This is a genomic window from Hyphomicrobium sp. (assembly GCF_035572195.1).
Classification (GTDB): domain Bacteria; phylum Pseudomonadota; class Alphaproteobacteria; order Rhizobiales; family Hyphomicrobiaceae; genus Hyphomicrobium_B.
This window is the reverse complement of sequence record NZ_DATNBA010000074.1, coordinates 1-21527: the sequence shown is the minus strand read 5'-3', so window position 1 is coordinate 21527 and position 21527 is coordinate 1. Positions and strand designations below refer to the sequence as shown.

Sequence of the window (21527 nt, the reverse complement as noted above, 5' to 3'; positions counted from 1 at the left end):
ATCGGGTCTGACGATCAGCTTGCCGCCCGAGAGGCCCTTACCGACGTAGTCGTTGGCTTCGCCGACAAGGTCCAGCGTCACGCCATGCGCCAGCCAAGCGCCGAACGCCTGCCCCGCGGTGCCCTTCAGTGACAGCCAGATTGTATCTTCCGGCAGGCCCGCGTGGCCATAGCGCCTCGCGACCTCGCCCGACAGCATCGCGCCGGTCGATCGGTTGATGTTCTTGATGGCAAGCTCGCCTTTGACGGCTTTTTTTGACGTGAGCGCCGGCTTGGCGATCTCGATCAGCTTGACGTCGAGCACCTTGTTAAGGCCGTGGTCCTGGCGCTCGCAGTTGTAAACCGCGACGCCTTTCGGCGCGTGCGGCTTGTGGAGCAGCTTTGTGAAATCGAGCCCACGTGCTTTCCAGTGCTCTATTGCGCGATCCTTGTCGAGCTGATCGCTCTGGCCGACCATCTCGTTGAAGGTTCGGAAGCCGAGCTGCGCCATGATCTCGCGCACTTCTTCGGCAACGAAGAAGAAGAAGTTGATGACATGCTCCGGTTTGCCCGTGAACCTGGCGCGCAGAACGGGATCTTGCGTCGCGACGCCGACGGGGCAGGTGTTCAGGTGACACTTGCGCATCATGATGCAGCCTGCAGCTATCAGCGGAGCGGTCGCAAAACCGAATTCGTCCGCGCCTAGCAGCGCTCCAATGACGACATCGCGTCCGGTCCTGACACCGCCATCGACTTGGACGGCAATGCGGCCCCTCAGCCGGTTGGCGACGAGCGTCTGATGCGTTTCGGCAAGACCGATTTCCCAAGGCGAGCCGGCGTGCTTGAGCGACGTCAACGGCGAGGCGCCCGTGCCGCCTTCAAAACCGGAAATCGTCACATGATCGGCGCGCGCCTTCGCAACCCCAGCCGCGACCGTGCCGACGCCCACTTCCGAAACGAGCTTCACGGAGACGTCGCCCGTAGGGTTGACGTTCTTCAGATCGAAGATGAGCTGCGCAAGATCCTCGATTGAATAGATGTCATGGTGCGGCGGCGGTGAGATGAGACCGACACCCGGAGTCGAGTGCCGAACTTTGGCGATCACGGCGTCGACCTTGTAGCCGGGCAGCTGTCCGCCTTCGCCGGGCTTGGCACCTTGCGCCATCTTGATCTGCATCATGTCGGAATTGACGAGGTATTCCGTCGTCACGCCGAAGCGGCCCGAAGCGACCTGCTTGATCGCCGAGCGCATCGAGTCGCCATTAGGCAGCGGCTTGAAGCGATCGGTCTCCTCGCCGCCTTCGCCGGTGTTCGATCGTCCCCCGATGCGGTTCATCGCGATGGCAAGCGTCGTATGCGCCTCGCGACTGATCGAGCCGAAACTCATGGCACCGGTCGCGAACCGCTTCACGATGTTGACCGCTGGCTCCACCTCTTCAAGCGGAATGGGCTTGCGGCCCATGCTTTCCGCCGACCGGAGGCGGAACATGCCGCGCAGCGTCATCAGCTGTTCCGACTGATCGTTGATCGACTTTGAATAATCGCGGAATTTTTGAGGGATGCGCCCATCCATGGCATCGCTGTTGTCGGTGCCGCGGACCGCGTGCTGCAAATCGGCGACGGTACCTGGGCGCCACATGTGGTCTTCGCCGCGGACGCGGTAAGCGTACTCGCCGCCGACGTCGAGGGCGTTAGCGAGAATGGGAACGTCGCCGAAGGCAGCCGTATGGCGTTCGACCGTCTCGCGCGCGATTTCGCGCAAGCCGACGCCTTCGACCTGCGTGTGCGTGCCGGTGAAATATCTATTGACGAACGCCGATCTCAAGCCGACCGCGTCGAAAATCTGCGCACCGCAATACGACTGGTAGGTCGAGATGCCCATCTTGGCCATGACCTTCAGCAACGCCTTGCCGATGGCCTTGATGTAGCGCTTCTTCACAAGCTCCGGCGTCGTGCCTTCCGGCAGATTGGGAAGCATCGTGTAGAGCGTCTCGAACGCCAGATACGGGTTGATTGCTTCGGCGCCGTAACCGGCCAGCGTGCAGAACTGGTGAATCTCGTGCGCTTCGCCAGTCTCGATGACGAGCCCGACCGAAGTTCTAAGACCCTGCTTGATCAAGTGATGGTGCACGGCCGAAGTCGCCAGCAGCGCCGGTATCGCGATGCGATCGGGTCCCGCGCGGCGGTCCGACAATATGATGATGTTGAACTCTTTGGCGCGGACGTATTCCTCGGCTTCGGCGCACACGCAGTCGAGGGCCGGGCCCATGCCGCCTTCGCCCTTGTCGGCCGCGTAAGTGATGTCGATCGTGATCGACGCGAAATCGTTGTCCTTGACGGAGCCGATGCCGCGGATGCGTTCCAGGTCTTCGTTCGTCAGGATCGGCTGGTCGACTTCGAGACGCTTCTGCCGCGAAGTTCCCTCGAGCTCGAGAAGGTTGGGACGCGGCCCGATGAACGAGAAGAGGCTCATCACCAGCTCCTCGCGGATCGAGTCGATCGGCGGGTTCGTCACCTGCGCGAAGTTTTGTTTGAAGTAGGTGTGAAGCAGCTTCGATTTGGATGACAGAGCCGAAATCGGCGTGTCGGTGCCCATCGAGCCAACGGCTTCCTCGCCCCGCTCCGCCATCGGCGACAACAGGAACTTGATGCTTTCTTGCGTGTAGCCGAAGGCCTGCTGCAGGTCCAAGAGCGCGATGTTCGACTTCGCCGCCGCGATTTTGGAGGGCAGCGGCAAGTCGGCGACCTTGATCTGCGTGCGCTTCAGCCACGTCTCGTAAGGGTGGCTTGCGGCAATCTCGGATTTCAATTCTTCGTCCGAGATGATGCGACCCTTTTCGAGGTCGATCAGCAGCATCTTGCCGGGCTGCAGGCGCCACTTCTTGACAATGTTCTCTTCGGCGACCGGCAGCACGCCGGACTCCGACGACATGATGACGGTGTCGTCCTTGGTGACGAGATAGCGCGCCGGCCTCAGACCGTTACGGTCGAGTGTTGCGCCGATCTGCCGGCCGTCGGTGAAAGCCATCGCCGCCGGCCCGTCCCACGGCTCCATCAGACAGGCGTGATATTCGTAGAAAGCGCGGCGCTTTGAATCCATCGTTGGATTGCGGGCCCAGGCTTCCGGGATAAGCATCATCGCCGCGTGGGTGAGGCTGTAGCCGCCCATCGTCAAAAATTCGAGAGCGTTGTCGAAGCAGGCGGTGTCGGACTGGCCTTCATACGAAATCGGCCAGAGCTTCGAGATGTCGCCGCCGAACAGCGGAGTCGAGACGGACGCTTGCCGCGCCGCCATCCAGTTGACGTTGCCCCTCAGCGTGTTGATCTCGCCGTTGTGCGCGACCATCCGATACGGGTGCGCGAGCTTCCACGACGGGAATGTGTTGGTTGAGAAGCGCTGGTGCACGAGCGCCAGGGCCGACGTCAGACGCGGATCGGAAAGATCCCTGTAGTAGGCCTTCACCTGGTACGCCAGGAACATGCCCTTGTAGACCAGCGTTCGCGTCGACAGAGACACCGTGTAGTGGCCGATGTCGCGGCCCTTGTAGGCATCGTGGATGGCGTTCGAGACGACCTTGCGGACGATATAGAGACGCCGTTCGAATTCATCCTGGCTCGAAATCGATGCCGGGCAGGCGATAAACACCTGCCGATGCACAGGCTCGGAGGTGCGAACCATTTCGGAAAGACAAGAGTTGTCGACCGGCACCGAGCGCCAGCCGAGAAGTTCCAGGCCTTCCTCTTTGACACAGCGCGCCCATACGCGCTCACAATGCGCGCGAAGCCGCTCGTCGCGTGGCATGAAGACGTGACCGGCAGCGTATTGTCCGGGCGCCGGCAATTCGAAGCCGTCTGCCTTGGTCTCGGCGGCCAGGAAGTCGTGCGGGATCTGGATCAGAAGGCCGGCGCCGTCGCCGGACAGAGGATCGGCACCGGTCGCGCCGCGATGCTCGAGGTTCTCGAGTATCTTCAATGCATTTTCGACGATGCCATGCGATTTGAGCCCCTTGAGGTTGGCGATGAAGCCGACGCCGCAAGCATCCTGTTCACGTGCGGGGTCGAAGAGACCTTCCGCCGCCGGACGGCCTGGTGTGCCGGCTTCGTCTTCCAGCAAGGGCAAGTAACCTTCGCTCATCTCTAGCCTCGTGTGGCCATTTTAGGCCTCATCCCAAATCTTCCGAATTTCCTAGCGCGACCGGTTGTCGGCGCTCTCAGCCGCTTCTACGCGGCGTGTCACCCGAACCCGCCGTTGGCGTGGCGGATCGGTCGACGCTTCGGACTTTTGCCGTTTCGGCCGCCGACGCGCGTCCGGCACCCACGAAACGGCGGGGCATCAGCCCGAAAATCCCCTGTTCACTCAAATGATCTCTCCCACGCAACCGACCCAGCCGTCAGCGGTTTCGTCGGTCCTGCTGCAGCTCCGTTTTCAGGAGCATAAAGGACAGCAGTATTGACCTATCTCGCAAATTCTACAGATTTGCAACTGTGGCACAAGCGGTAACGTACGGGCTGCGCCGCTATCGCATTCGGCAACCCACAGATGAGTGAGGCGCAACAAAATTTCTTGCCGCCGGAAAGGCCGCAAAAACGGGCAGCCATACTCTCGCGTGGCTGCCCGGCAGGTCCTGAATTCGCGAAATCGAAGTTCAGGCGGCTTCCTTAAGCGGCCTTCGCCTCAAGCTGCTTGGCGCTGTCGCCGGTGGCGATCGCAATCGAGCGCGGCTTTTTGCTTTCCGGGACATTGCGAACGAGATCGATGTGCAGCAGTCCATTCTCGAAGTTGGCGCCTGTCACGTCGACGTGGTCGGCAAGCTGATAACGGCGCTCGAAGGCGCGAGCTGCGATGCCGCGATGCAGGTAGGTCTTCTCACTCGTCTCGGCGGCCTTTTCGCCGGAGACCGTAAGCGTCTGTTCCTTGACCTCAAGCTTGAGGTCTTCGGACGTGAAGCCCGCGACCGCCAGCGTGATGCGATAGGCGTTTTCGCCGGTACGCTCGATATTGTAAGGCGGATAGGTCGACTCGTTGTCGAAACCCGTTGCCTGATCGAGCATGTTGAACAGGCGGTCGAAACCGATCGCTGAACGATAGAAGGGGGCAAATTCAATGTGTCGCATGACATATCCTCCATAAGAAGCGACATGAGCACCGGCCCGACTGGGTCGGCGCCTTCTGATGCGGTCCCTAAGCGGCAACCGCACACCACACGTAGGAAGCGCAAAAAGCTGCTTCAAGTGGGTCGGCACGAATGCCGGGCCCCGCTATGATAAGTTGGAATTATGGTTCCGCGTCGCCGCCTGCCCAATTCGCCAGAGATCGCAATGCAACTCGTGTCGCTCTCGATCAATCCCATTCCAAGCGGCGGCATAGTCTCGGATTTCGAGGGCTATGACGGTCTGAAGCTTCGTTCCGCGTTGTGGGAACCGACGAGGGGACCGGCGCGCGGCACGGTCTGCATCGTGCCCGGGCGTGGCGAATTCATCGAAAAGTATTTCGAGGTGATTGCCGATCTTCGCCGGCGAGGCTTCGCCGTCGCCATTTTCGACCTCAGAGGCCAGGGCGGGTCCGAACGGATGCTGTCGAACCCGCGCAAAGGCCACGTCGTCGCTTTCACCGAATACGATCGTGACTTGGCGATCTTCATTGACGAGGTCGTACGACCGGCGCTGCCGGAGCCCTACATCGGCATGGGACATTCGCTCGGCGGTCACATTCTTTTGCGCAACGCTCAGGATGAAGCGAGCCCCTTCGCACGGATGGTTCTTTTGTCGCCGATGATCGCGATCCACGAAAATATGCTCGGCGTGAATCGTCCGGCTGCACGCGCCTACGCGGCGCTCGGGAGCCTTTTCGGGTTCGCCGCGGCCTACGTCTGGGGCGGCAACAATGAGCCCGACGACTTTGCCGATTTTGAAACCAACAGGCTGACCACCGACCACGTGCGATGGTCGCGCAATAAGGCGATCATCGAGGCGGCGCCGGAATTGGCGCTGGGTTCGCCGACCGTCGGCTGGCTCAGGGCGGCGCTCAGAAGCTCGGCGATGCTGTCGCGGCCCGGTTATCCGAAATATGTTTGTGTGCCGATGATCCTTTTCGCGGCGGGTGCCGACCGGGTGGTCTCGGATCAGGCGATCGAGGATTTCGCAGTCGATCTCAAAGTCGGCGGCCACATTCTTATGCCGGGCTCGCGTCACGAAATACTTCAGGAAACGGACTCGATACGGCAGCAGTTCTGGGCTGCCTTCGACGCCTATATGGGCGTCGATATTCCTTCATCCGCCCAGGCCTAGTTTCCGCTCCATGGCCGGGGCTTGACCCGGCCATCCAGGGCCAAGGACTCGGAAGGATGCCCCGAGGCGCTTGCGTCAACGAGACAAAGCTATCGCTTCAGGCCTTTTTACTTTTGCCTACATTCGCTCGAGTGCCCGCAGGCGCTTTCGTCTTCTTCTTCAATTTAAGCTGATTGTAATCAACAGCGGCACGGACGAGATTTTTTAAAGCGCGCCCATTGACCTTATCACCCTCGAAAAAATCGATCGCTCGTCTCTGATTGCCTTCGAGACCCGCGTTGAAGAGCTTGTCAGGATCTGGAAGCCTGGCGCCGTAGGCAAAGGTGAGCTTCACCTTCCCTTTGTGGGCGTTCGCGACCGCGATTATTCCGTCGCGAGACCACACCGGGCTTCCCATCCACTTCCATTCCTCGATTATCTCCCGGTCGGCCTCGAGGATGCTCTTGCGAATGCTGGCGAACGTTTTGCCACGCCAGTCTGTGATTCCTGCGATCAGCTGGTCAATGCGTTTCGATGGATTCATTCGATCTTTATGCCTCGAATTGGCATGCACCGTTCGACAGCGCCTAGCCTCGGTTGATCAGCTTTAGGGCGGCCTCAAGCAGCCTGGGATCGCCGGCCGCGATGATATCGCCGCCGCTGGACGCATCCGATCCGTCCCAGGTCGTGACGCGGCCACCGGCACGTTCGATGATCGGAATCAAAGCAACGATGTCGTAGGGCTTCAAGTCGCTCTCGATGATGAGATCGACGTGGCCCGCCGCCAATAGGCAATAGCTGTAGCAGTCGCCGCCGTAACGGGTCAGTCGCGCCACGGATTTCAAGTGAGCAAGGACGGCGGCGCGTTCGCCTTCGAAGAGGTCCGGATGCGTAGAGGTCAAAATGGCGTCTTCGATGCGGGTGCAGGATCTCGACTTCATCGCGACGGGCTGGCCACCGCGCACGCTGTGATAGCTAGCTTGGTCTCCGGACCAGAACCGCTCGCCGGTGAACGGCTGGTCCATCAGCCCGAAATACGGCACGCCGTCCTTCAGCACACCGATCAACGTGCCCCAGAGCGGCGATCCCATGATGAAAGAGCGCGTGCCGTCGATCGGATCGATGACCCATTGGAAGGAACTCGAACCGGCTTTGGTGCCGAATTCTTCGCCGACAATGCCGTGATCCGGGAATCGCGTCGCAAGTTCTTCGATGATCGCCTTCTCGGCGCCGCGATCGGCTATCGTGACGGGATCGAAGGCCCCGCCGCCCGCCTTGTTTTCCACAGGCATCGCTGTGCGGAAGTGTTTCAGGATTACCGGCCCCGAAAGATTAGCCAGTTCATGCGCGACGCGCCCGATGTCGTCTAAATTAGTTGCGGGCGAAGGTCCCGGCACGTGCTCACCCTGCGATTTCAAATGATTGACCTAAACTTCTACTCGAAGTCTGCACTTCTACTTTGCAACGTAACAACGTTTAGTAGATGTATCTCAGTAACCTAAGTTGTGGCGCGCTAGATACATCTATCTGGCAATGTGAGACACTAGTACTCGTGGAGATTGCGAGGGTTGCCGAAGCAGCCCATCCTTATGTTGCGATTGCGCTGACACGCTTCTTCGCAATCGCTGCCCAATTTGGGCGTTTCCTCCCTAGACTTGGGCCGTTCGGATTCGAACGGCCTTTTTTATTTGCGACCGCGCATGCGTATTGTCGCATTCGGGCCCGGTCCGACGCGTTTCCGAGCCTGCGTTTGCTGGCAAAATCTCGAGGTGCGCATTTTCGGTGGCACAGCCGTGCATAAATCGCATTTGCTGATGATGCGCTGCAGCTTTAATTTTTGCAGTGCGATATGCGAGCCTTGGCTCGCGCTTCGCAGCCCTTCTTGGGCGTTTCCTCCCTAGACTTGGGCCGTTCGGTAACGAACGGCCTTTTTTCTTTTCGACTTATGCGAGAAGCCGATAGCGGCAGCGGCTCAGCCCATTAGGCATATTATTCCGCCGCGGCGCGATAATCGAGAAGAGCAGGCACTGCTTCGAAAAGGTGCTCCGCGATCTCCGCGATCGCTTTCTCAAGCGCCACGTAGCCGGCGCTCTGTTGGAACGTCAGTTCGTTCATATAAAGCCCGCGATTGATCTCGAGCTGTACGGCATGCGTACCGCGTGCCGGCCGGCCGTGATGCTCGGTGATATAACCGCCCGCGTACGGACGGTTGAGCTGAACCTTGAAGCCGCGATGCTGAAATTCGTCCCGAATGAGCAGCGTCAGACGCGGATCGGCTGAGGCGCCGAAACGATCCCCGATAACGACGTCCGGCCGTTGTGCGCCGCCCGGCGCCATTGTCGACGACGGCATCGAATGGCAGTCGATCAGTACTGCATAACCAAAGGCTTCGCGCGTCGTCGCCACGAGCCGCGATAGTTCGGCATGAAACGGAAAGTAGAGTTGTTCGATCCGGGCGAGCACGCTCTCCAGGCTCAGCCGGTCGGAATAGATCTCTTCGCCATCTGCAACAATTCTAGCGACCGTTCCGAGGCCGCCGGCGACGCGGATCGACTGCGTGTTGGCGTGCGCCGGCAACGGCTCGTCGACGAGTTCCGGATCGAGCTCGTAGGGCTCGCGGTTGAGGTCGAGGTAGGCGCGGGGAAAACGCGCGCTAATCAGCGGAGCGCCGAGCTTCGCGACCGGCTGGAACAAAAGATCGACGAAGCAATCCTCTGAACGGCGAAGGGTTTTTGGATCGAGCCGCGAAAGAGCAAGGAACTCGGGTGGATAATGGCGGCCGGAATGCGGCGAGCAAAAAACGAACGGCGCGCTCTGGGTGCGCGGCGACAGCACGTCAAATGGTGGAAAAAAGGCCGCTGGCACGCTATGAGAGTGGACGACATGCATCTGCGCTTATTGCCTCTTGCGGATGTCCGCAGCGAAATAGGGTTTCAGGTCATTACTTTGCCAACGCATGTTGTTGAAGTCCACGAGAGACTTCAACCTGTGCGCCGTGTCCGTGTATAAGAGTTCCGCGCGAGCGTCTGAAGGGGACGTCGCAGCGCGCCCTACCAAGTTCTTTCCACAGCTTCATGCTCCATTTACCAAAGTCAGGCCAAGTTTGCGCCAGACGAATTATCGACTATCGCTCATCGTTGAAGTTCGCATAACAGAGTTGTCATGACCGCTAAGCCCTCAAGCCTGCCACTACACCGCATCCTGCTCGCCGAGGACGACGACTCTATGCGCGGCTTCCTCGTCAAGGCGCTCGAGAAGGCCAATTACGACGTTGTTGCCTTCGAGAACGGTGAGGACGCCTACGAACGGCTGAAGCGCGAGCCCTTCACGCTACTTTTGACAGACATCGTGATGCCGAAAATGGACGGGATTGAGCTTGCCAGGCGCGCGAGTGAGATCGACCCCGATCTGAAGATCATGTTCATCACCGGCTTCGCCGCGGTCGTTCTCAACAGTGAAAATCAGCCGCCGAAGGACGCCCGCGTACTGTCGAAGCCCTTCCACCTCAAGGATTTGGTGCGAGAGGTTGATCGCCTGCTTGCGGCGTAAAATTGGTCAAAAGTCCGACCCGGCCGATTTGCCCCGCTGCCAGGGCTTGACCGGCGGGTCTCTATCCCTCTAGAAGCTCGCTTCTTCGGGCACTTAGCTCAGCGGTAGAGCACTACCTTGACATGGTAGGGGTCACAGGTTCGATCCCTGTAGTGCCCACCATCATTTAACCGGTGTCGTTATGAAAGTTAGAAACTCCTTGAAGTCCCTACGCTCACGGCACCGCGACAATCGCGTCGTGCGCCGCAAGGGGCGGGTCTACGTGATCAACAAGACGCATCGCCGTTTCAAGGCGCGGCAGGGCTGAGGTCGTCGCGACTTGCGACCTTACGGCGAATTCACGAGACTCTTTTTGACCCTCCCCCCGACCCTCGACTAGGTTCAGGGAATGATTTCGCACGCCCGAATTCTTTTTATTCTTTTGATCCTGGCCGGCGGCGTGACCCAGGCTGCGGCCGACGACGAACTTCTCAAAACCGAACCGCCTACTCCTGAAGCGCCCGTGCCACCGCCGCGGGATTTCGCGCCTCCGACGCAGCAGGCCCCAAGGGCCACGAAACCACCCATCGCGCCCGCACCTGGGGCGTCAGCCGAGCAAAGGGGCGATCCCGGCATGATGGGCATGCCCTGGCCGCAAACGCCCGAAGCGGCGGCCAGGACCCTGGATAATCTCTATGCCTTCCTGGCGACGACCGGCGACCACCGCCAAGCGGGTGACATCGGCGCCGCTATCGAACGGCTATGGCGGCTCAACGGCGGCGATACGGTCAATCTGCTGATTGATCGCGGCGAAATGTTTTCGTCCCGCAATGAAAGCGAAAAAGCCTTGCCGTTCCTAGACGCGGCGGTGGACCTTGCGCCCGACTATGCGGAGGCCTGGAGCCATCGCGCCTACATCGAATATAGGCTGCAGAATTATCAGGCGGCACTCGGCGATCTGCGCCGTGCCCTGGCGCTCGACCCCAATCATTTCCGGGCGCTCGATGCGACTGCGAAGATTTTGACGCTCATCGGTGAAAAGAAGGCGGCGCTGAAGGCCTACGATCGGCTCTTGAAAGTTCATCCCAACATCGAAGGCGGCGAGACGGCGCGCGATAAGCTGCGCAAAGAGATCGAAGGGCAGGGGATTTAGAAGCCCTTCCCGGTGCGGCCACCACCGCGTTCTGGGTCATCCCGCCACCGCCGCCGATTTTTTCCTTCCGAGGTTAATGTCAGTCGGAAATTTGGAGCTGCAAACGGCCAATCGGCAAGTCGCAAACCCTCTGTTATGCTTGGCGCAAAACAGGAGGACGCAATGCCTACCTATACCGGCACAGTGATCGATAGCGACGAGGATGACTTTCCATTTCTAGCAATCGTCACCGATGAAAACGGTGATGTCATCGGAAGCTATCCTGTCCGTACCAGGACCGATGGCGAGGCTGCTGTAGCTGACGCTCTCAAGGAGCTGAAGGACAGAGGTGCCAAAGTCATTGACGCGCCGCCCCAATAACGAGGCGTGGACTCCACGCCGTCTAGTTCAATACCCAACGAAATGCGCGGCGAAGTTCCCGCGCGCCGTCTTTGTCGTACCAGCGCCCATGTGCAAGGATGATGCGCTCAGGGTTCCAAGCAATCATCGTCTCAACCGCCGTTCGGAACCGCGACTTTTGCTTTGCGAATGTCAATCGCATGTCGCGGGGCGTGCCGCCGTTGGGATCGAGACATCCGCCGAACCACACCAGCCAGCGCATCCAAAACGGAATTTTGTCCGGCTCGAAGTTCTCGATCAGGTCGGCGACGAGCAGCGTCCGGCTCGGCCGATGCAGGAACACGACTTCCGTCATGTAATTGCCGGTGACCGGAAGCGTTGCGATTTGCGCGTCCCAAGGATAGCCGCGCTCGCGATCCAAATCGGAATAGGGAAAATCGATGCGGTCGCCCGCCTGCTCTTTGACGCGCGGCGCCAGATAAACTTCCGCCTCTGGGAAGGCCGCCTTCCACACGGGCGTCCACCAGTAATGGATGCGGTTCGGCGCGATGAGCCAGCGCGGTTGCCCGAGCTTGCCGATTTCGGTCTTGAGATCTTCCGTCAGACGGGTTGGCGAATGAACGAAGAGATCAGATTTTCCGATCCTGATGATCGTCATTCGCGTCGGGAATGGAATCTTCGGCCAAGGCATGCCGAAGCGGATGACTGGCCCGTCAACGATCCACACGTCGTCCGCAACGCTCTTCAGCGTATTGAGCGGCTCATAGGTCATTGTGCCGTGGTCGTCGCCCATCGCAAACAACTTGGTGGCGCAGGTCAGCCACCGCAACCCGGTCGGCGCTAGCTAGACCTCTTCCGCGATCGGCGCGCCGCGCTCGTCGATGAACGCGATGCGAACCATGTTCGTCGCGCCTGGGCTACCGAGCGGAATGCCGGCGATAACGACCAATCCGTCGCGCGCCTTGACGAGGCCTTCCTCGAACGCGATGCGGCAGGCTTTGCGCACCATGTGCGACGAGTTCTCAGGATCGCCCGTGAGAATTGTTTGCACACCCCAGACGAGCGATAGCCGCCTGGCCGTCGACTCGATTGGCGTCAAGCCGATTACGGGGATACCTGGCCGCTCGCGCGTGACGCGCAAAACTGTCGAGCCGGTCGCCGTGTAGCAGACGATGGCGCCGAGCTTGACCGTGCCGGCAATGGCTGAGGCGGCAGCGGCAATCGCGTCGGCGCCGGTCGGCTGCGGCTCGGTTTGCGTCGCGTGCAACATCGGCTCGTAGACGGGATCCTGCTCCACCTCGATCGCGATCTTGTCCATCATCTGGATCGCCTCGACCGGGTATTGCCCGACGGCGCTTTCCGCCGACAGCATGATCGCGTCGGCGCCGTCGAACACGGCGGTCGCAACGTCGGAAACCTCGGCGCGCGTCGGCATCGGCGACGAGATCATGCTTTCCAGCATCTGCGTCGCGATGATCACAGGCTTGCCGGCCGCGCGGGCGAGGCGCGTGATCTTCTTCTGCAGCCCGGGCACCTTTTCGACCGGCATTTCGACACCTAGGTCGCCGCGCGCTACCATGATGGCGTCGGAAGCCGCAATGACATCCTCGAGATCCGCCACCGCCGATGGCTTCTCAATTTTTGAGACGATCGCGGCACGCGAGCCGATCAGCTTGCGAACTTCATGGACGTCTTCGGCGCGCTGCACGAACGACAGCGCCACCCAGTCGACGCCGAGCTTCAGGGCGTGGACGAGGTCAGCCTTGTCCTTTTCGGTGAGCGGACTGATCGGCAGCAGCGTGTCGGGCATCGAAATACCCTTGCGGCTGGCCAGCAAGCCGCCCGTCGTCACCTCGGCGTGGATCTGGACCGGAGACGTCTCGATGACGCGCATCCTGAGCTTGCCGTCATCCAGCACGAGCGAGTGCCCCGGCTTGATCGCTTCGAAAATCTGGGTGTGGGGCAGAAAAACGCGTTCGCCGGTGCCGAGTGTCTCGTCGCGGTCGAACTTGAAGATTGAGCCGGCCGTAAGCTTGACGCGCCCGGCATCGAAATTGCCGATGCGGAACTTCGGGCCCTGCAGATCGGCGAGAATACCGATCGGATGGCGATGGCGCGCCGCGCAGGCACGCACGGCGTTGTAGAGCGCTTTGGCCCCATCGTGCGTCGAATGGCTGAGGTTGATGCGGAAGACGTCAACGCCGGCAATAAAGAGACGCTCGATCATTTCCGGGGCGGCTGACGCGGGTCCGAGCGTCGCTACGATCTTGACCCGCCGGTTACGTCTCATTTATCCGTTTTTCCTTGCCCCGCAGGATCAGTGAGGCGGATGGTCCATTCCTTCGCCTCGCCGGTGTCCACTTCGAAAAATCCCGTGCGCTTATATCCGCGATTTGCGCATTCCTGAACCCCCCGGATGGCAAAGGACTTTTCCATTGTACACATGTCGTTCTTGCCGCCCCATTCGCCGCCGCGATCATAGTCGACCGCATGGACATAGACGAAGCGGCTCGGGAGCGCACCCTTGAGCAGGGTTTCGCACGTCTGGGATGCGATATTCCACCAGCCTTCGGTCGCCCAGCCCGATTTGTCCTGGTAACCGATTGCCACGCCGACCCGGCTAGAGGTGGCGTTGCAAAGCTTCAAGTCGGCATGCGCCAGACCGGCGAACAGAATGAAGCTCAGCGCAGTTACGATCGTGTGGGCAATCGCGCGCGGAAAGAAGCTGAGCTGCAAGCGTGGCCTCCCGGTCTGCAGGTTAGGCGTTTGGGGCAAAGAGGCGCCGCCGAACCGCTTTATGGATCGATGAGGATGACCCGGAAATCGTTGACGTTGGTCTGTGTCGGACCGCAAAGAATGAGATCGCCGAGGGGGCGAAAGAAACCCGTCGAGTCGTTGTTCTCCAGGAAATTGGCGGCATTGAGATTAACCGCCCTGGCGCGCGCCAGGGTATCGGCAAAGACCATTGCGCCTGCCGGATCGCCCGGATTGCCGCCGCCACCGTCGATGCCATCAGTATCACCGGCAAGGCCGGAAATTCCCGGCGCCGCGTCGAGCGCGATGGCAAGGCCAAGCGCATATTCCTGGTTCGGACCACCGGAACCGTTGCCGCGCACCGTCACGGTCAACTCGCCACCCGACATGATCGCAACCTTCTCGCCGTTGCGCTTTGCCTCGAGCGCCATTGCCGCGTGAGCGCGAGCAACGTCGCGGGCCTCCCCCTCGAGCGCGTCGCCAAGGATGACGACACGGTAGCCGAGGCCGCGGGCGGCCTGCGCGGCGGCTTCGAGAGAGGCGGTCGGAGCGGCGACGATTTCGTAGCTCGAATTTGCAAGCCTCGCGTCACCCGCTTTGAGCGTTTCATTTCGCGGGTCTTCAAGGGCTCGCGCGATTTCCGCTGCCGGCGTGATTTTCCACTTGGCGAGAACGGCACGCGCATCGGCGAGCGTGGCGCGGTCGGCGACCGTCGGCCCGGAGCCGATCTCATCAGGATTGTCGCCGGGCACGTCGGAAATGGCGAGTGTCAGCAGACGTGCCGGATAGACCGCCGCCGCAAGCTTGCCGCCTTTGATTTCGGAAAGATGTTTGCGCACCGAATTCATTTCCGAGATAGGTGCGCCGGATTTCAGAAGCTGCTTGGTCAGCGCCTGTTTGGCTTCGAAACTGACGCCGGCCGCAGGCGCCGACCAAATCGCCGACGCGCCGCCTGAAAGCAGACAGAGCACCAAGTCATTCGGCCCCGCGCTTTTGGCGAGTTCAATCGCGCGTTTGGCCCCGGCGATCGAATTGGCGTCGGGCACCGGGTGGCCCGCCTCCAGAATCTCGATGATCCTGGTCGGCAGCCCAAAGCCGTGCCGCGTCGAAATAAGGCCGGAAATTTTATCCGCTTGGCCCGCCGCGATATAGTGGTCTTCGGCGGCGACGGCCATCGCCGCTGAGGCCTTGCCGGCGCCGATTACGATAATTCGCCCGCCCGGTGGCACGGTTGGCAGGTGCGGCGGCAGGCAGGTCGCGGGATGGGCTGTCGTGTAGGCGGCCTCAAACAGCGCGCTCAATGTCTGGCGAACGCCACCGTTCGTCCCGTCTGGCATTTTGTCTCCCCGGCCGGTCTTTTGCGGTTTGGTGTGGTTTGCGCAATCGCCTAGCGCACGTCAAGGCATCAGAGGCCGCAGCTTTAGCGGCTTTGCGCCGGCCCGTACGACGCTTATGTCTTTCACAAGCTCGGAGGGCTCAAGGAGAAAAGCCATGAAGACGTTTGATCCGCAAACGACACTGGAACTCGAAGCCGCGGCCTTCCGGCGGCTGGTCGATCATTTGCGGTCCCGGCCGGACGTGCAGAACATCGACATGATGAATTTGGCTGGCTTCTGCCGGAACTGCCTGTCAGGTTGGATTGCCGATGCGGCCAAGGACAAAGGGCTGGAGCTCAGCAAGGACGAGTCGCGCGAGATCATTTACGGCATGCCGTATCAGGAGTGGCAGGCGCGCCACCAGAAAGAAGCGAACGCCGAGCAGCAGACCGCATTCCAGAAAAGCCGCCCGAGCGGCCACTAAAACGAATCGTTCTGCGGCATCTGCAACGTCAAGGCATTCACGCGAAATATCCCTAGGGGATTGCTCTGCAACGCGCCTTGCTGCGCGTCGCCTCGGCCGGTAGCGTCAGCGAAAGCTCGTAATCAGTGAGGAGCCTTCATGAGCACGCTTCAGGTCTCGGCGCAGAAGCAATTGCGCCAGTTTGTGGAACAAATCGAACGCCTCGAAGAAGAAAAAAAGCAGCTGGCGAGCGATATTCGAGACAAGTACACGGAAGCAAAGTCGGTCGGCTTCGACGTCAAAGCGTTGAGACAAATCGTGCGGCTACGTAAGAAGTCGAATGAAGAGCGTCAGGAAGAAGAGACCATTCTCGAAGTCTATATGCACGCGCTCGGCATGCTTGACGAGGCGCCGGATAGCTCGGTAGTCGACGCGATGATCGCCGCCGAGTAGCGACGCGTTTGCGCCGGCGCGCAAATCGCCGCCTCACGGTTAAGTGCGAAACACTGGATTAATGTGTTTGCGAAGGACCGCGCGGCGCTTGCCGTTTGCGGTCCTTGATCTTTACGGCTTCGGCTGGGTGTTCTGGGCTGACTTGGCCCGACAACGGAAAAGCGCCGCTCGTCCCCATTCGGCGCTGGGGGCGGGCGGCGCTAGCGAAGACGGCTTTGCAGCCGTTTTCGATCGATGAGCGCGGAAAATTGAAGTGATCGCCGCGCTTCCGTTGATGTACCGTATCCGCGCCTTGTGATAAGGACAAATCGACATTTCTTTTGATGGGCATTAGTCCAGCTGATGGTCTACATCACGCTCAAGCAATTGCGATACTTCGATGCTCTGGCGCGCGAGCAGCATTTTGGGCGGGCTGCGGACGCCTGCGCGGTCACGCAGCCGGCGCTTTCGATGCAAATTCAGGATCTCGAAGCGTCTCTCGGGATTGCGCTGGTCGAGCGCACGCGCGGTGGCATCAAGCTGACGCCGAAGGGCGAGGAAATCGCGACGCGTGCCCAGCGTCTGTTGAATGACGTGCGCAACCTGATCGACTACGCCCAGCACGCCGGAGGCATACTTTCGGGCACGCTGCGCCTCGGCGTTATCCCATCGATCGCCCCCTACCTGCTGCCGCCACTGTTACCGCTGCTCAAAGAGAAATATCCCGATCTCGAACTCTACGTCCGCGAGACGCAGACGCAACCGCTGACAGATGAACTGGTCGGAGGCAAACTCGACGTCCTACTCTTGGCGCTGCCGCTGAAAAATCCGGACATCGAGACGCTGGCTATATTCGATGATCGCTTTTTGCTCGCCGTGCCGAAGGCAAAGAAACTGTCGGGCCGCGTACGCGCCACCAAGGATATGGTCGAAGGCGATCGGCTGCTACTGCTCGAGGAAGGCCATTGCCTCCGCGATCAGGCGCTGACCTATTGCAGCTTGAAGCAAGTCGATGCCGTCAACACGTTCGGCGCTTCGAGCCTGTCGACGATCGTCGAAATGGTGTCCGCGGGCTTCGGCATCACGCTTCTTCCTGAAATCTGCTTGGGCGTCGAGGGGCGGAGCCGCGAGATCAAGGTGATCCGGTTCGTCGATCCGGAACCGTCGCGATCTGTCGGACTTGCATGGCGGCGGTCGAGCCCGCGTCGCGACGATTTTCTGGCTCTTGCGAAGCTCATCGCCGCGGCGGGACAAGCGTCATTGAAACGCGGTGCGCTCGCCCTGCACGCGTAATCGCTGCAACCAAGTCGTTCGAAAATGTCAGCGGGCGCTGGTTTGCACGGCATGGCTCTCGATGCCGGCGGGCAGGCGGTTTTTCTCGATTTCCATCAGCGCTTCGAGATGGACGGCCTTCCCCTGGAACTGCTCGGACCACATCACTTCGGCCAACTGCCGCCCCGGACGAAACTTCATCGGTACGATGCCGCCAACGTCATCGAGAACTTCGAGCGTCGCGGCCACGTTCGGAGCCTGCATTTCGGCGAGTGGCTGGTCGCGCGAGGCCGTCGCGTCGGACAGAAGTGGTGCCAGCGGGAAGGGGTGGTAGGCGAGTTCTTCGGGATGATCCTCGTCGAACTCCGGAGCTTCGGCCCAGCCGTTGCCCAGGCTGCCCGGGCTCATGTCGGTGACGCCTGTGCCGCTACCCGGGTCAAGACTCGCGACCTGTGCCGTCGGCTGACGTGGCGAGACGCCTTTTTCGGCGAGCGCCGCAGCTGCAAGCCCTTTTTGAGGACGAATTGCGGGCTTCGGCCCGGCCACAAGCTGCGGCATCGGCATATTCGCCGCTGCAGTCACCAGCGCATCGAGCTTGCCGCGATCGGATTTCGACGGGCTCGGGACGAAGCGCGATGCGCGTTCCACCGGCCGCGGCTTCGATATCAGGTTCGGCGTATCGTCGTCGGAGTCAGCCGGTGACAGCGACGCCACCCTTGCGGGGGCGAACGGCTTGGGCTCTGTCAGCGAAGGGTCGGGCTCGGTGGTCAGACTGACATTGCGCCGCGTAGATCCATTTGGCGAGGCTTCGCCGCCGAGCGACGCCACCACGGCGACATGCGGTTTTGGAAGTTTGATCTCGGCAGAAGCAACCAGCGTCGTTGATGTACCGGGCGTCAAACGATCATGAAAGAACGCCGCAACCTGAACGGCGAGATCGCGATTTTGGCTCTGGGCGACCTTGACGTCGCGCGGCGTGATCGGGCCGCCATCGGCCGGCACGTATTTCGAATGACCATTAGGGAAAAGCAGCGCCAGCTCGGGACGCGGCATCCGCGGCCACATGCGAACTCGTCCGGTGTCGACGTGAACGAAGGGGATGCCGGAGGTCGGGTAATAGCCGACGCCGCCGCGCTCGCGGATCAGCGCCGAATAGCGCATTCTCTTCAGCGGAACGTCCGGGAACGTAATATCGATCGCCTTGCCCGTGATGTGTTGACTTTGCTTTGCCTGGCCGCCGCGAGTCTTGCGCAGCATCTCGTTCGTTCCCGCCGAACGATAGCCGCAGATGATGTTGATCGGTTCCTTCGACCCAAGTTCTTCGTGCATCTCCCAGGCGAGGTCGATGGTGTGGGGATCCATGACCTTGACTTCGTTCTTGCGCCAATCGCGCATGATCCAATTGATTTTCGTCAAGGCCTCGGGAATGTATTGGCCATTCCGCTTGTACGTGATCGTCAGGCGTTCCTGCGTGTGAATGTGATAAAGCGAGATCGTGCGCTCGCCGGGTTGTCCGGCGGCCGTCATGTTATCGGCGTGCAGACACAAGGCAGCGGTAAGCGCGATGACGCCAAAAAGTACGCCTGAGCGGCGAAAGGGCACGAAATCCCCCGTCCCGATAATATTCCCCGAGGCCTGTTTGGCCGAAATGCCGGGTCGTTAAGGGTTAATCCCGAACCCTTAAGACGCGGTAACTATCCTGTTGCCGTATCTAACCTTCCGGAATGGGCGACAAAAGGGCAGGGACACTCGAAACATAAATAAGCGAAAGCCGGCCAAAAAGTTGGCCGGCTAGATGACACGCTCTTTAGCGGCCGGGCTCAGAACCCGCCGAACACCTGCTTAAAGAAATTTCCGAACCCGCCAGAGTGCTTATGCCGGCGGCGGTCATCGTAATCGTCATACGCGAAATAGTCGTCGCCTCTCGAACGGCGGTAGCCACCGTCGTCGTCCCAGCCGGAAGCCATGGGAACGTCTTCAGGCGATACCACTTGTTCGTCGTTCTTCTCGATCTCGTTCCAGCGGCCTTGAAGGGCCAGCGTGATCCGCTTCTCATGGCCATAGACGTCGCCGAAGGACTCGACCTTGCCGTCGTTACCGACCCGAGCCGTAAAATACGTGACGTGAACGGGGATCGGTTTCGTCAGCGCGATTTCATTTTCTTCGGGGCCGTTCTCGATGAGATCGTCGACCTTGCTCTTCGACCAGCCGTTGTCCTCCTGGAGGAGGACTTCCGCGAGCTTGACCGGGTTACGCACGCGCATGCAACCGTGGCTGAACATCCGAACGCGTTCGTTGAACAGGCCCTTGTTCGGTGTGTCGTGCAGATAGACCGCGTGACTGTTCGGGAACAGGAATTTGACGACGCCGAGCGCATTGCCGCCACTCGGGGGCTGATAAATATGGAAATTGCGGATGTCGGCGCGATACCAGTCGACGTCCCACGCATCGATCCTGCGCCCGTTGCGCTCCATTACAAGTCCCTGCCGCCGGAGCGGATCGCCGCCGGCCCTGAGTCCTGGAAGAAGTTCTTTGATCTTGATGGAATCCGGCACGTTCCAGCGGGGCTGCGCAACGATGGTGCGCATCGGACTTGAGAAGATCGGGGTCTGGTTTCGGTCGCGTCCCGCTACGATGCGTTCTTCGTGAATGATCTCGCCGTCCTTGACGACGCGCACCATGAATTCGGGGATGTTCACTTCGACGTGGAATTCGCCGAGGTCTTGGGGCATCCAACGCCACTCTTCCATGTTGGCGATGAGCTTCGTGTCGCTGACGTCGTTGACCTGATTAAGTGAACGCCGCACGGCCGACGTTATTGTCGCCGTGGCGGGCCTGATCTGGTTGTTCTGCTTGTACGCCTTGACCGCGGTCGCCAGCGCATCGTCGTAGTAGGTGTCGTCTGCCGGTGTGCCGTCGGGCTTGAGGGTTGGCGCTGGAACTTTCAGAAGTTTGCGGATCAGTGCAATCTGCGGCTGACTTTTGCCCGGCGTAAGGTTGGGCCCGTTCGGGACCTTCAGGCTTTCCCGTTCTTTAGCCGAGGCGCGCCAAGCGATGAGCTGTTGGCGCAAAAGCTCGAACTGCGGCTGCTTCGGATGCAGCGACTCGAGATAGGCGCCTTTGTCCGGCGCCGTGGCCAACGTATCGAGAAATGTCCTGCGATCGAGAAGCACCGGCTTGCGATCGAGATAGGATGAGAGTTGCGAGGACGGATCGCTGATCCGGTCGCCATGCGCGTCGCGCGCGTATTCCATGGCAGCGAGCGACAGCTTGACCTCGGCAGCCGTCAGGTCGTCCGGACTGATGTCGCCTGTCGCACCGGCCTTCAGATCAGGGACCTTGTAGTCGGCCGAGTTGAGACCCCAGTTGTCGGCATCCTTGAAGGCCGCGATAAGGTTTTTCGCTTCGTCGTTGTAGCCGGCCTTTGTGACCCAGAGCGTCGAACCCATGCGGCTGGCGTAGAACTGCTGCAATGTCTTGCGATCCGCATCGTCGAAGTTGCCCAGAGTTCTGCTGTTGGCCTCGAGGTAACGCGCAGCCGGCACGTAGAGCAGATCGCCGCTCGCGACGATCGTGGGCTCAACGGAGGGGCTTGATGGTGGCTGCGTGGGAGCGCTAGTCGCCTCTACCGGCGACGACGGGGTCGGCATCGCAGTCTCGGCGGGCTGCGCTGGCGTGGCGACAGGCGCCGCATCGGGTTCAGGATTTGCAGCGTCGGCTGGGCGCTCGGCAGGCGCGGGCGCTTCAACACCCATCTGCTGACTGTCTTGGCTATCGGTCTGTGGGGTTATGGCGTCGGAATTGGCTGCATTAGCCGCTGAAAGAGTGCCGCAAATCAGCATCAGGCTGACCGCTAGTACACACGTGGCACGCATTGAAAATTCCGCCTTATGCTCGCCCGCCCGGCGCCCGGCGGACCTATTGATATCTACGACTATAGTGCCGGACGTGTTGGATCGCGTAGGCTATTTGAATTGCATGACGCTGTGGCGAAACTGTTGCTGCTTTTCGTTGCCAAAGCGCCG

19 protein-coding genes and 1 tRNA gene are annotated in these 21527 nt (G+C 60.5%); 9 read left to right on the top strand and 11 right to left on the bottom strand.

Annotated features, from left to right (window positions below):
* Together gltB and VN623_RS06750 are read right to left on the bottom strand one after the other, a co-directional pair.
* Positions 1-4113, bottom strand: a 4113-nt coding sequence (gene gltB, locus VN623_RS06755; protein ID WP_325569408.1) for a glutamate synthase large subunit, incomplete at its 3' end; no start/stop codon positions are given.
* Between the two features lie 524 nt (positions 4114-4637).
* Entirely contained in the window at positions 4638-5093 is a 456-nt protein-coding gene (locus VN623_RS06750; RefSeq protein ID WP_325569406.1) for an Hsp20 family protein, read from the bottom strand.
* 204 nt (positions 5094-5297) lie between these two features.
* Between VN623_RS06750 and VN623_RS06745 the strand changes: the two genes are divergently transcribed.
* A complete protein-coding gene (locus tag VN623_RS06745; RefSeq protein WP_325569404.1) occupies positions 5298-6266 on the top strand; it encodes an alpha/beta hydrolase in 969 nt (322 codons plus the stop codon).
* A 97-nt stretch (positions 6267-6363) separates the two neighbouring features.
* Here the strand turns inward: VN623_RS06745 and VN623_RS06740 are convergent, their stop codons facing one another.
* The 3 genes from VN623_RS06740 to VN623_RS06730 form a co-directional block, all read right to left on the bottom strand.
* A complete protein-coding gene (locus tag VN623_RS06740) occupies positions 6364-6789 on the bottom strand; it encodes a DUF1801 domain-containing protein (RefSeq protein ID WP_325569402.1) in 426 nt (141 codons plus the stop codon).
* Between the two features lie 43 nt (positions 6790-6832).
* Positions 6833-7642: a histidinol-phosphatase gene (hisN, locus tag VN623_RS06735; RefSeq protein ID WP_325569399.1), complete on the bottom strand. Its 810-nt coding sequence runs from the start codon at positions 7640-7642 to the stop codon at positions 6833-6835.
* A gap of 592 nt (positions 7643-8234) precedes the next feature.
* Complete coding sequence (locus VN623_RS06730; RefSeq protein WP_325569397.1) at positions 8235-9134, bottom strand: N-formylglutamate amidohydrolase; 900 nt, start codon at positions 9132-9134, stop codon at positions 8235-8237.
* A 273-nt stretch (positions 9135-9407) separates the two neighbouring features.
* Between VN623_RS06730 and cpdR the strand changes: the two genes are divergently transcribed.
* The 5 genes from cpdR to VN623_RS06705 all read left to right on the top strand — a co-directional run bounded on the left by cpdR (position 9408) and on the right by VN623_RS06705 (position 11286).
* Positions 9408-9794, top strand: coding sequence for a cell cycle two-component system response regulator CpdR (cpdR, locus tag VN623_RS06725; protein WP_325569395.1), 387 nt, complete (start codon positions 9408-9410; stop codon positions 9792-9794).
* Between the two features lie 87 nt (positions 9795-9881).
* Positions 9882-9956: transfer RNA gene (locus VN623_RS06720), tRNA-Val, on the top strand.
* Between the two features lie 19 nt (positions 9957-9975).
* On the top strand, positions 9976-10101 hold the full coding sequence (ykgO, locus tag VN623_RS06715) for a type B 50S ribosomal protein L36 (RefSeq protein ID WP_013216601.1): 126 nt from the start codon (positions 9976-9978) through the stop codon (positions 10099-10101).
* An 81-nt stretch (positions 10102-10182) separates the two neighbouring features.
* Positions 10183-10926, top strand: a complete 744-nt coding sequence (locus tag VN623_RS06710; protein ID WP_325569392.1) for a tetratricopeptide repeat protein — start codon at positions 10183-10185, stop codon at positions 10924-10926.
* Positions 10927-11088: 162 nt separating this feature from the next.
* A complete protein-coding gene (locus VN623_RS06705) occupies positions 11089-11286 on the top strand; it encodes a hypothetical protein (RefSeq protein ID WP_325569390.1) in 198 nt (65 codons plus the stop codon).
* Between the two features lie 22 nt (positions 11287-11308).
* On the opposite strand, the gene VN623_RS06700 is transcribed toward VN623_RS06705, so the two are convergent.
* From VN623_RS06700 to VN623_RS06685, 4 genes are all read right to left on the bottom strand, one after another.
* Positions 11309-12058, bottom strand: coding sequence for a DUF4336 domain-containing protein (locus tag VN623_RS06700; RefSeq protein ID WP_325569388.1), 750 nt, complete (start codon positions 12056-12058; stop codon positions 11309-11311).
* A gap of 51 nt (positions 12059-12109) precedes the next feature.
* Positions 12110-13555: a pyruvate kinase gene (gene pyk, locus VN623_RS06695; protein WP_325569386.1), complete on the bottom strand. Its 1446-nt coding sequence runs from the start codon at positions 13553-13555 to the stop codon at positions 12110-12112.
* A complete protein-coding gene (locus tag VN623_RS06690) occupies positions 13552-13974 on the bottom strand; it encodes a DUF1036 domain-containing protein (protein ID WP_414653178.1) in 423 nt (140 codons plus the stop codon). Before VN623_RS06690 ends, pyk begins: the two co-directional genes overlap by 4 nt.
* An 86-nt stretch (positions 13975-14060) precedes the next feature.
* Positions 14061-15356, bottom strand: coding sequence for a glycerate kinase (locus VN623_RS06685; protein WP_325569382.1), 1296 nt, complete (start codon positions 15354-15356; stop codon positions 14061-14063).
* Between the two features lie 154 nt (positions 15357-15510).
* Here VN623_RS06685 and VN623_RS06680 point away from each other — a divergent pair, with 154 nt between their 5' ends.
* From VN623_RS06680 to VN623_RS06670, 3 genes are all read left to right on the top strand, one after another.
* Positions 15511-15819: a DUF1244 domain-containing protein gene (locus VN623_RS06680; protein ID WP_325569380.1), complete on the top strand. Its 309-nt coding sequence runs from the start codon at positions 15511-15513 to the stop codon at positions 15817-15819.
* Positions 15820-15957: 138 nt separating this feature from the next.
* Positions 15958-16251, top strand: a complete 294-nt coding sequence (locus tag VN623_RS06675; RefSeq protein ID WP_325569378.1) for a DUF2312 domain-containing protein — start codon at positions 15958-15960, stop codon at positions 16249-16251.
* A 342-nt stretch (positions 16252-16593) separates the two neighbouring features.
* Positions 16594-17523: a LysR substrate-binding domain-containing protein gene (locus VN623_RS06670; protein ID WP_325569377.1), complete on the top strand. Its 930-nt coding sequence runs from the start codon at positions 16594-16596 to the stop codon at positions 17521-17523.
* 27 nt (positions 17524-17550) lie between these two features.
* Here VN623_RS06670 and VN623_RS06665 read toward each other — a convergent pair whose 3' ends face one another.
* Entirely contained in the window at positions 17551-19104 is a 1554-nt protein-coding gene (locus VN623_RS06665) for a DUF882 domain-containing protein (RefSeq protein WP_325569374.1), read from the bottom strand.
* Positions 19105-19322: 218 nt separating this feature from the next.
* Positions 19323-21377: a L,D-transpeptidase family protein gene (locus VN623_RS06660; protein ID WP_325569372.1), complete on the bottom strand. Its 2055-nt coding sequence runs from the start codon at positions 21375-21377 to the stop codon at positions 19323-19325.
* Positions 21378-21527: the final 150 nt, after the last annotated feature.

Excerpts from the sequence above, each read along its gene's own strand:
- VN623_RS06750 (WP_325569406.1), bottom strand. The coding sequence starts at position 5,093 with ATGCGACACATTGAATTTGCCCCCTTCTATCGTTCAGCGATCGGTTTC.
- VN623_RS06745 (WP_325569404.1), top strand. The coding sequence starts at position 5,298 with ATGCAACTCGTGTCGCTCTCGATCAATCCCATTCCAAGCGGCGGCATA.
- VN623_RS06740 (WP_325569402.1), bottom strand. The coding sequence starts at position 6,789 with ATGAATCCATCGAAACGCATTGACCAGCTGATCGCAGGAATCACAGAC.
- VN623_RS06730 (WP_325569397.1), bottom strand. The coding sequence starts at position 9,134 with ATGCATGTCGTCCACTCTCATAGCGTGCCAGCGGCCTTTTTTCCACCA.
- cpdR (WP_325569395.1), top strand. The coding sequence starts at position 9,408 with ATGACCGCTAAGCCCTCAAGCCTGCCACTACACCGCATCCTGCTCGCC.
- ykgO (WP_013216601.1), top strand. The coding sequence starts at position 9,976 with ATGAAAGTTAGAAACTCCTTGAAGTCCCTACGCTCACGGCACCGCGAC.
- VN623_RS06710 (WP_325569392.1), top strand. The coding sequence starts at position 10,183 with ATGATTTCGCACGCCCGAATTCTTTTTATTCTTTTGATCCTGGCCGGC.
- VN623_RS06705 (WP_325569390.1), top strand. The coding sequence starts at position 11,089 with ATGCCTACCTATACCGGCACAGTGATCGATAGCGACGAGGATGACTTT.
- VN623_RS06700 (WP_325569388.1), bottom strand. The coding sequence starts at position 12,058 with ATGGGCGACGACCACGGCACAATGACCTATGAGCCGCTCAATACGCTG.
- pyk (WP_325569386.1), bottom strand. The coding sequence starts at position 13,555 with ATGAGACGTAACCGGCGGGTCAAGATCGTAGCGACGCTCGGACCCGCG.
- VN623_RS06685 (WP_325569382.1), bottom strand. The coding sequence starts at position 15,356 with ATGCCAGACGGGACGAACGGTGGCGTTCGCCAGACATTGAGCGCGCTG.
- VN623_RS06680 (WP_325569380.1), top strand. The coding sequence starts at position 15,511 with ATGAAGACGTTTGATCCGCAAACGACACTGGAACTCGAAGCCGCGGCC.
- VN623_RS06675 (WP_325569378.1), top strand. The coding sequence starts at position 15,958 with ATGAGCACGCTTCAGGTCTCGGCGCAGAAGCAATTGCGCCAGTTTGTG.
- VN623_RS06670 (WP_325569377.1), top strand. The coding sequence starts at position 16,594 with ATGGTCTACATCACGCTCAAGCAATTGCGATACTTCGATGCTCTGGCG.
- VN623_RS06660 (WP_325569372.1), bottom strand. The coding sequence starts at position 21,377 with ATGCGTGCCACGTGTGTACTAGCGGTCAGCCTGATGCTGATTTGCGGC.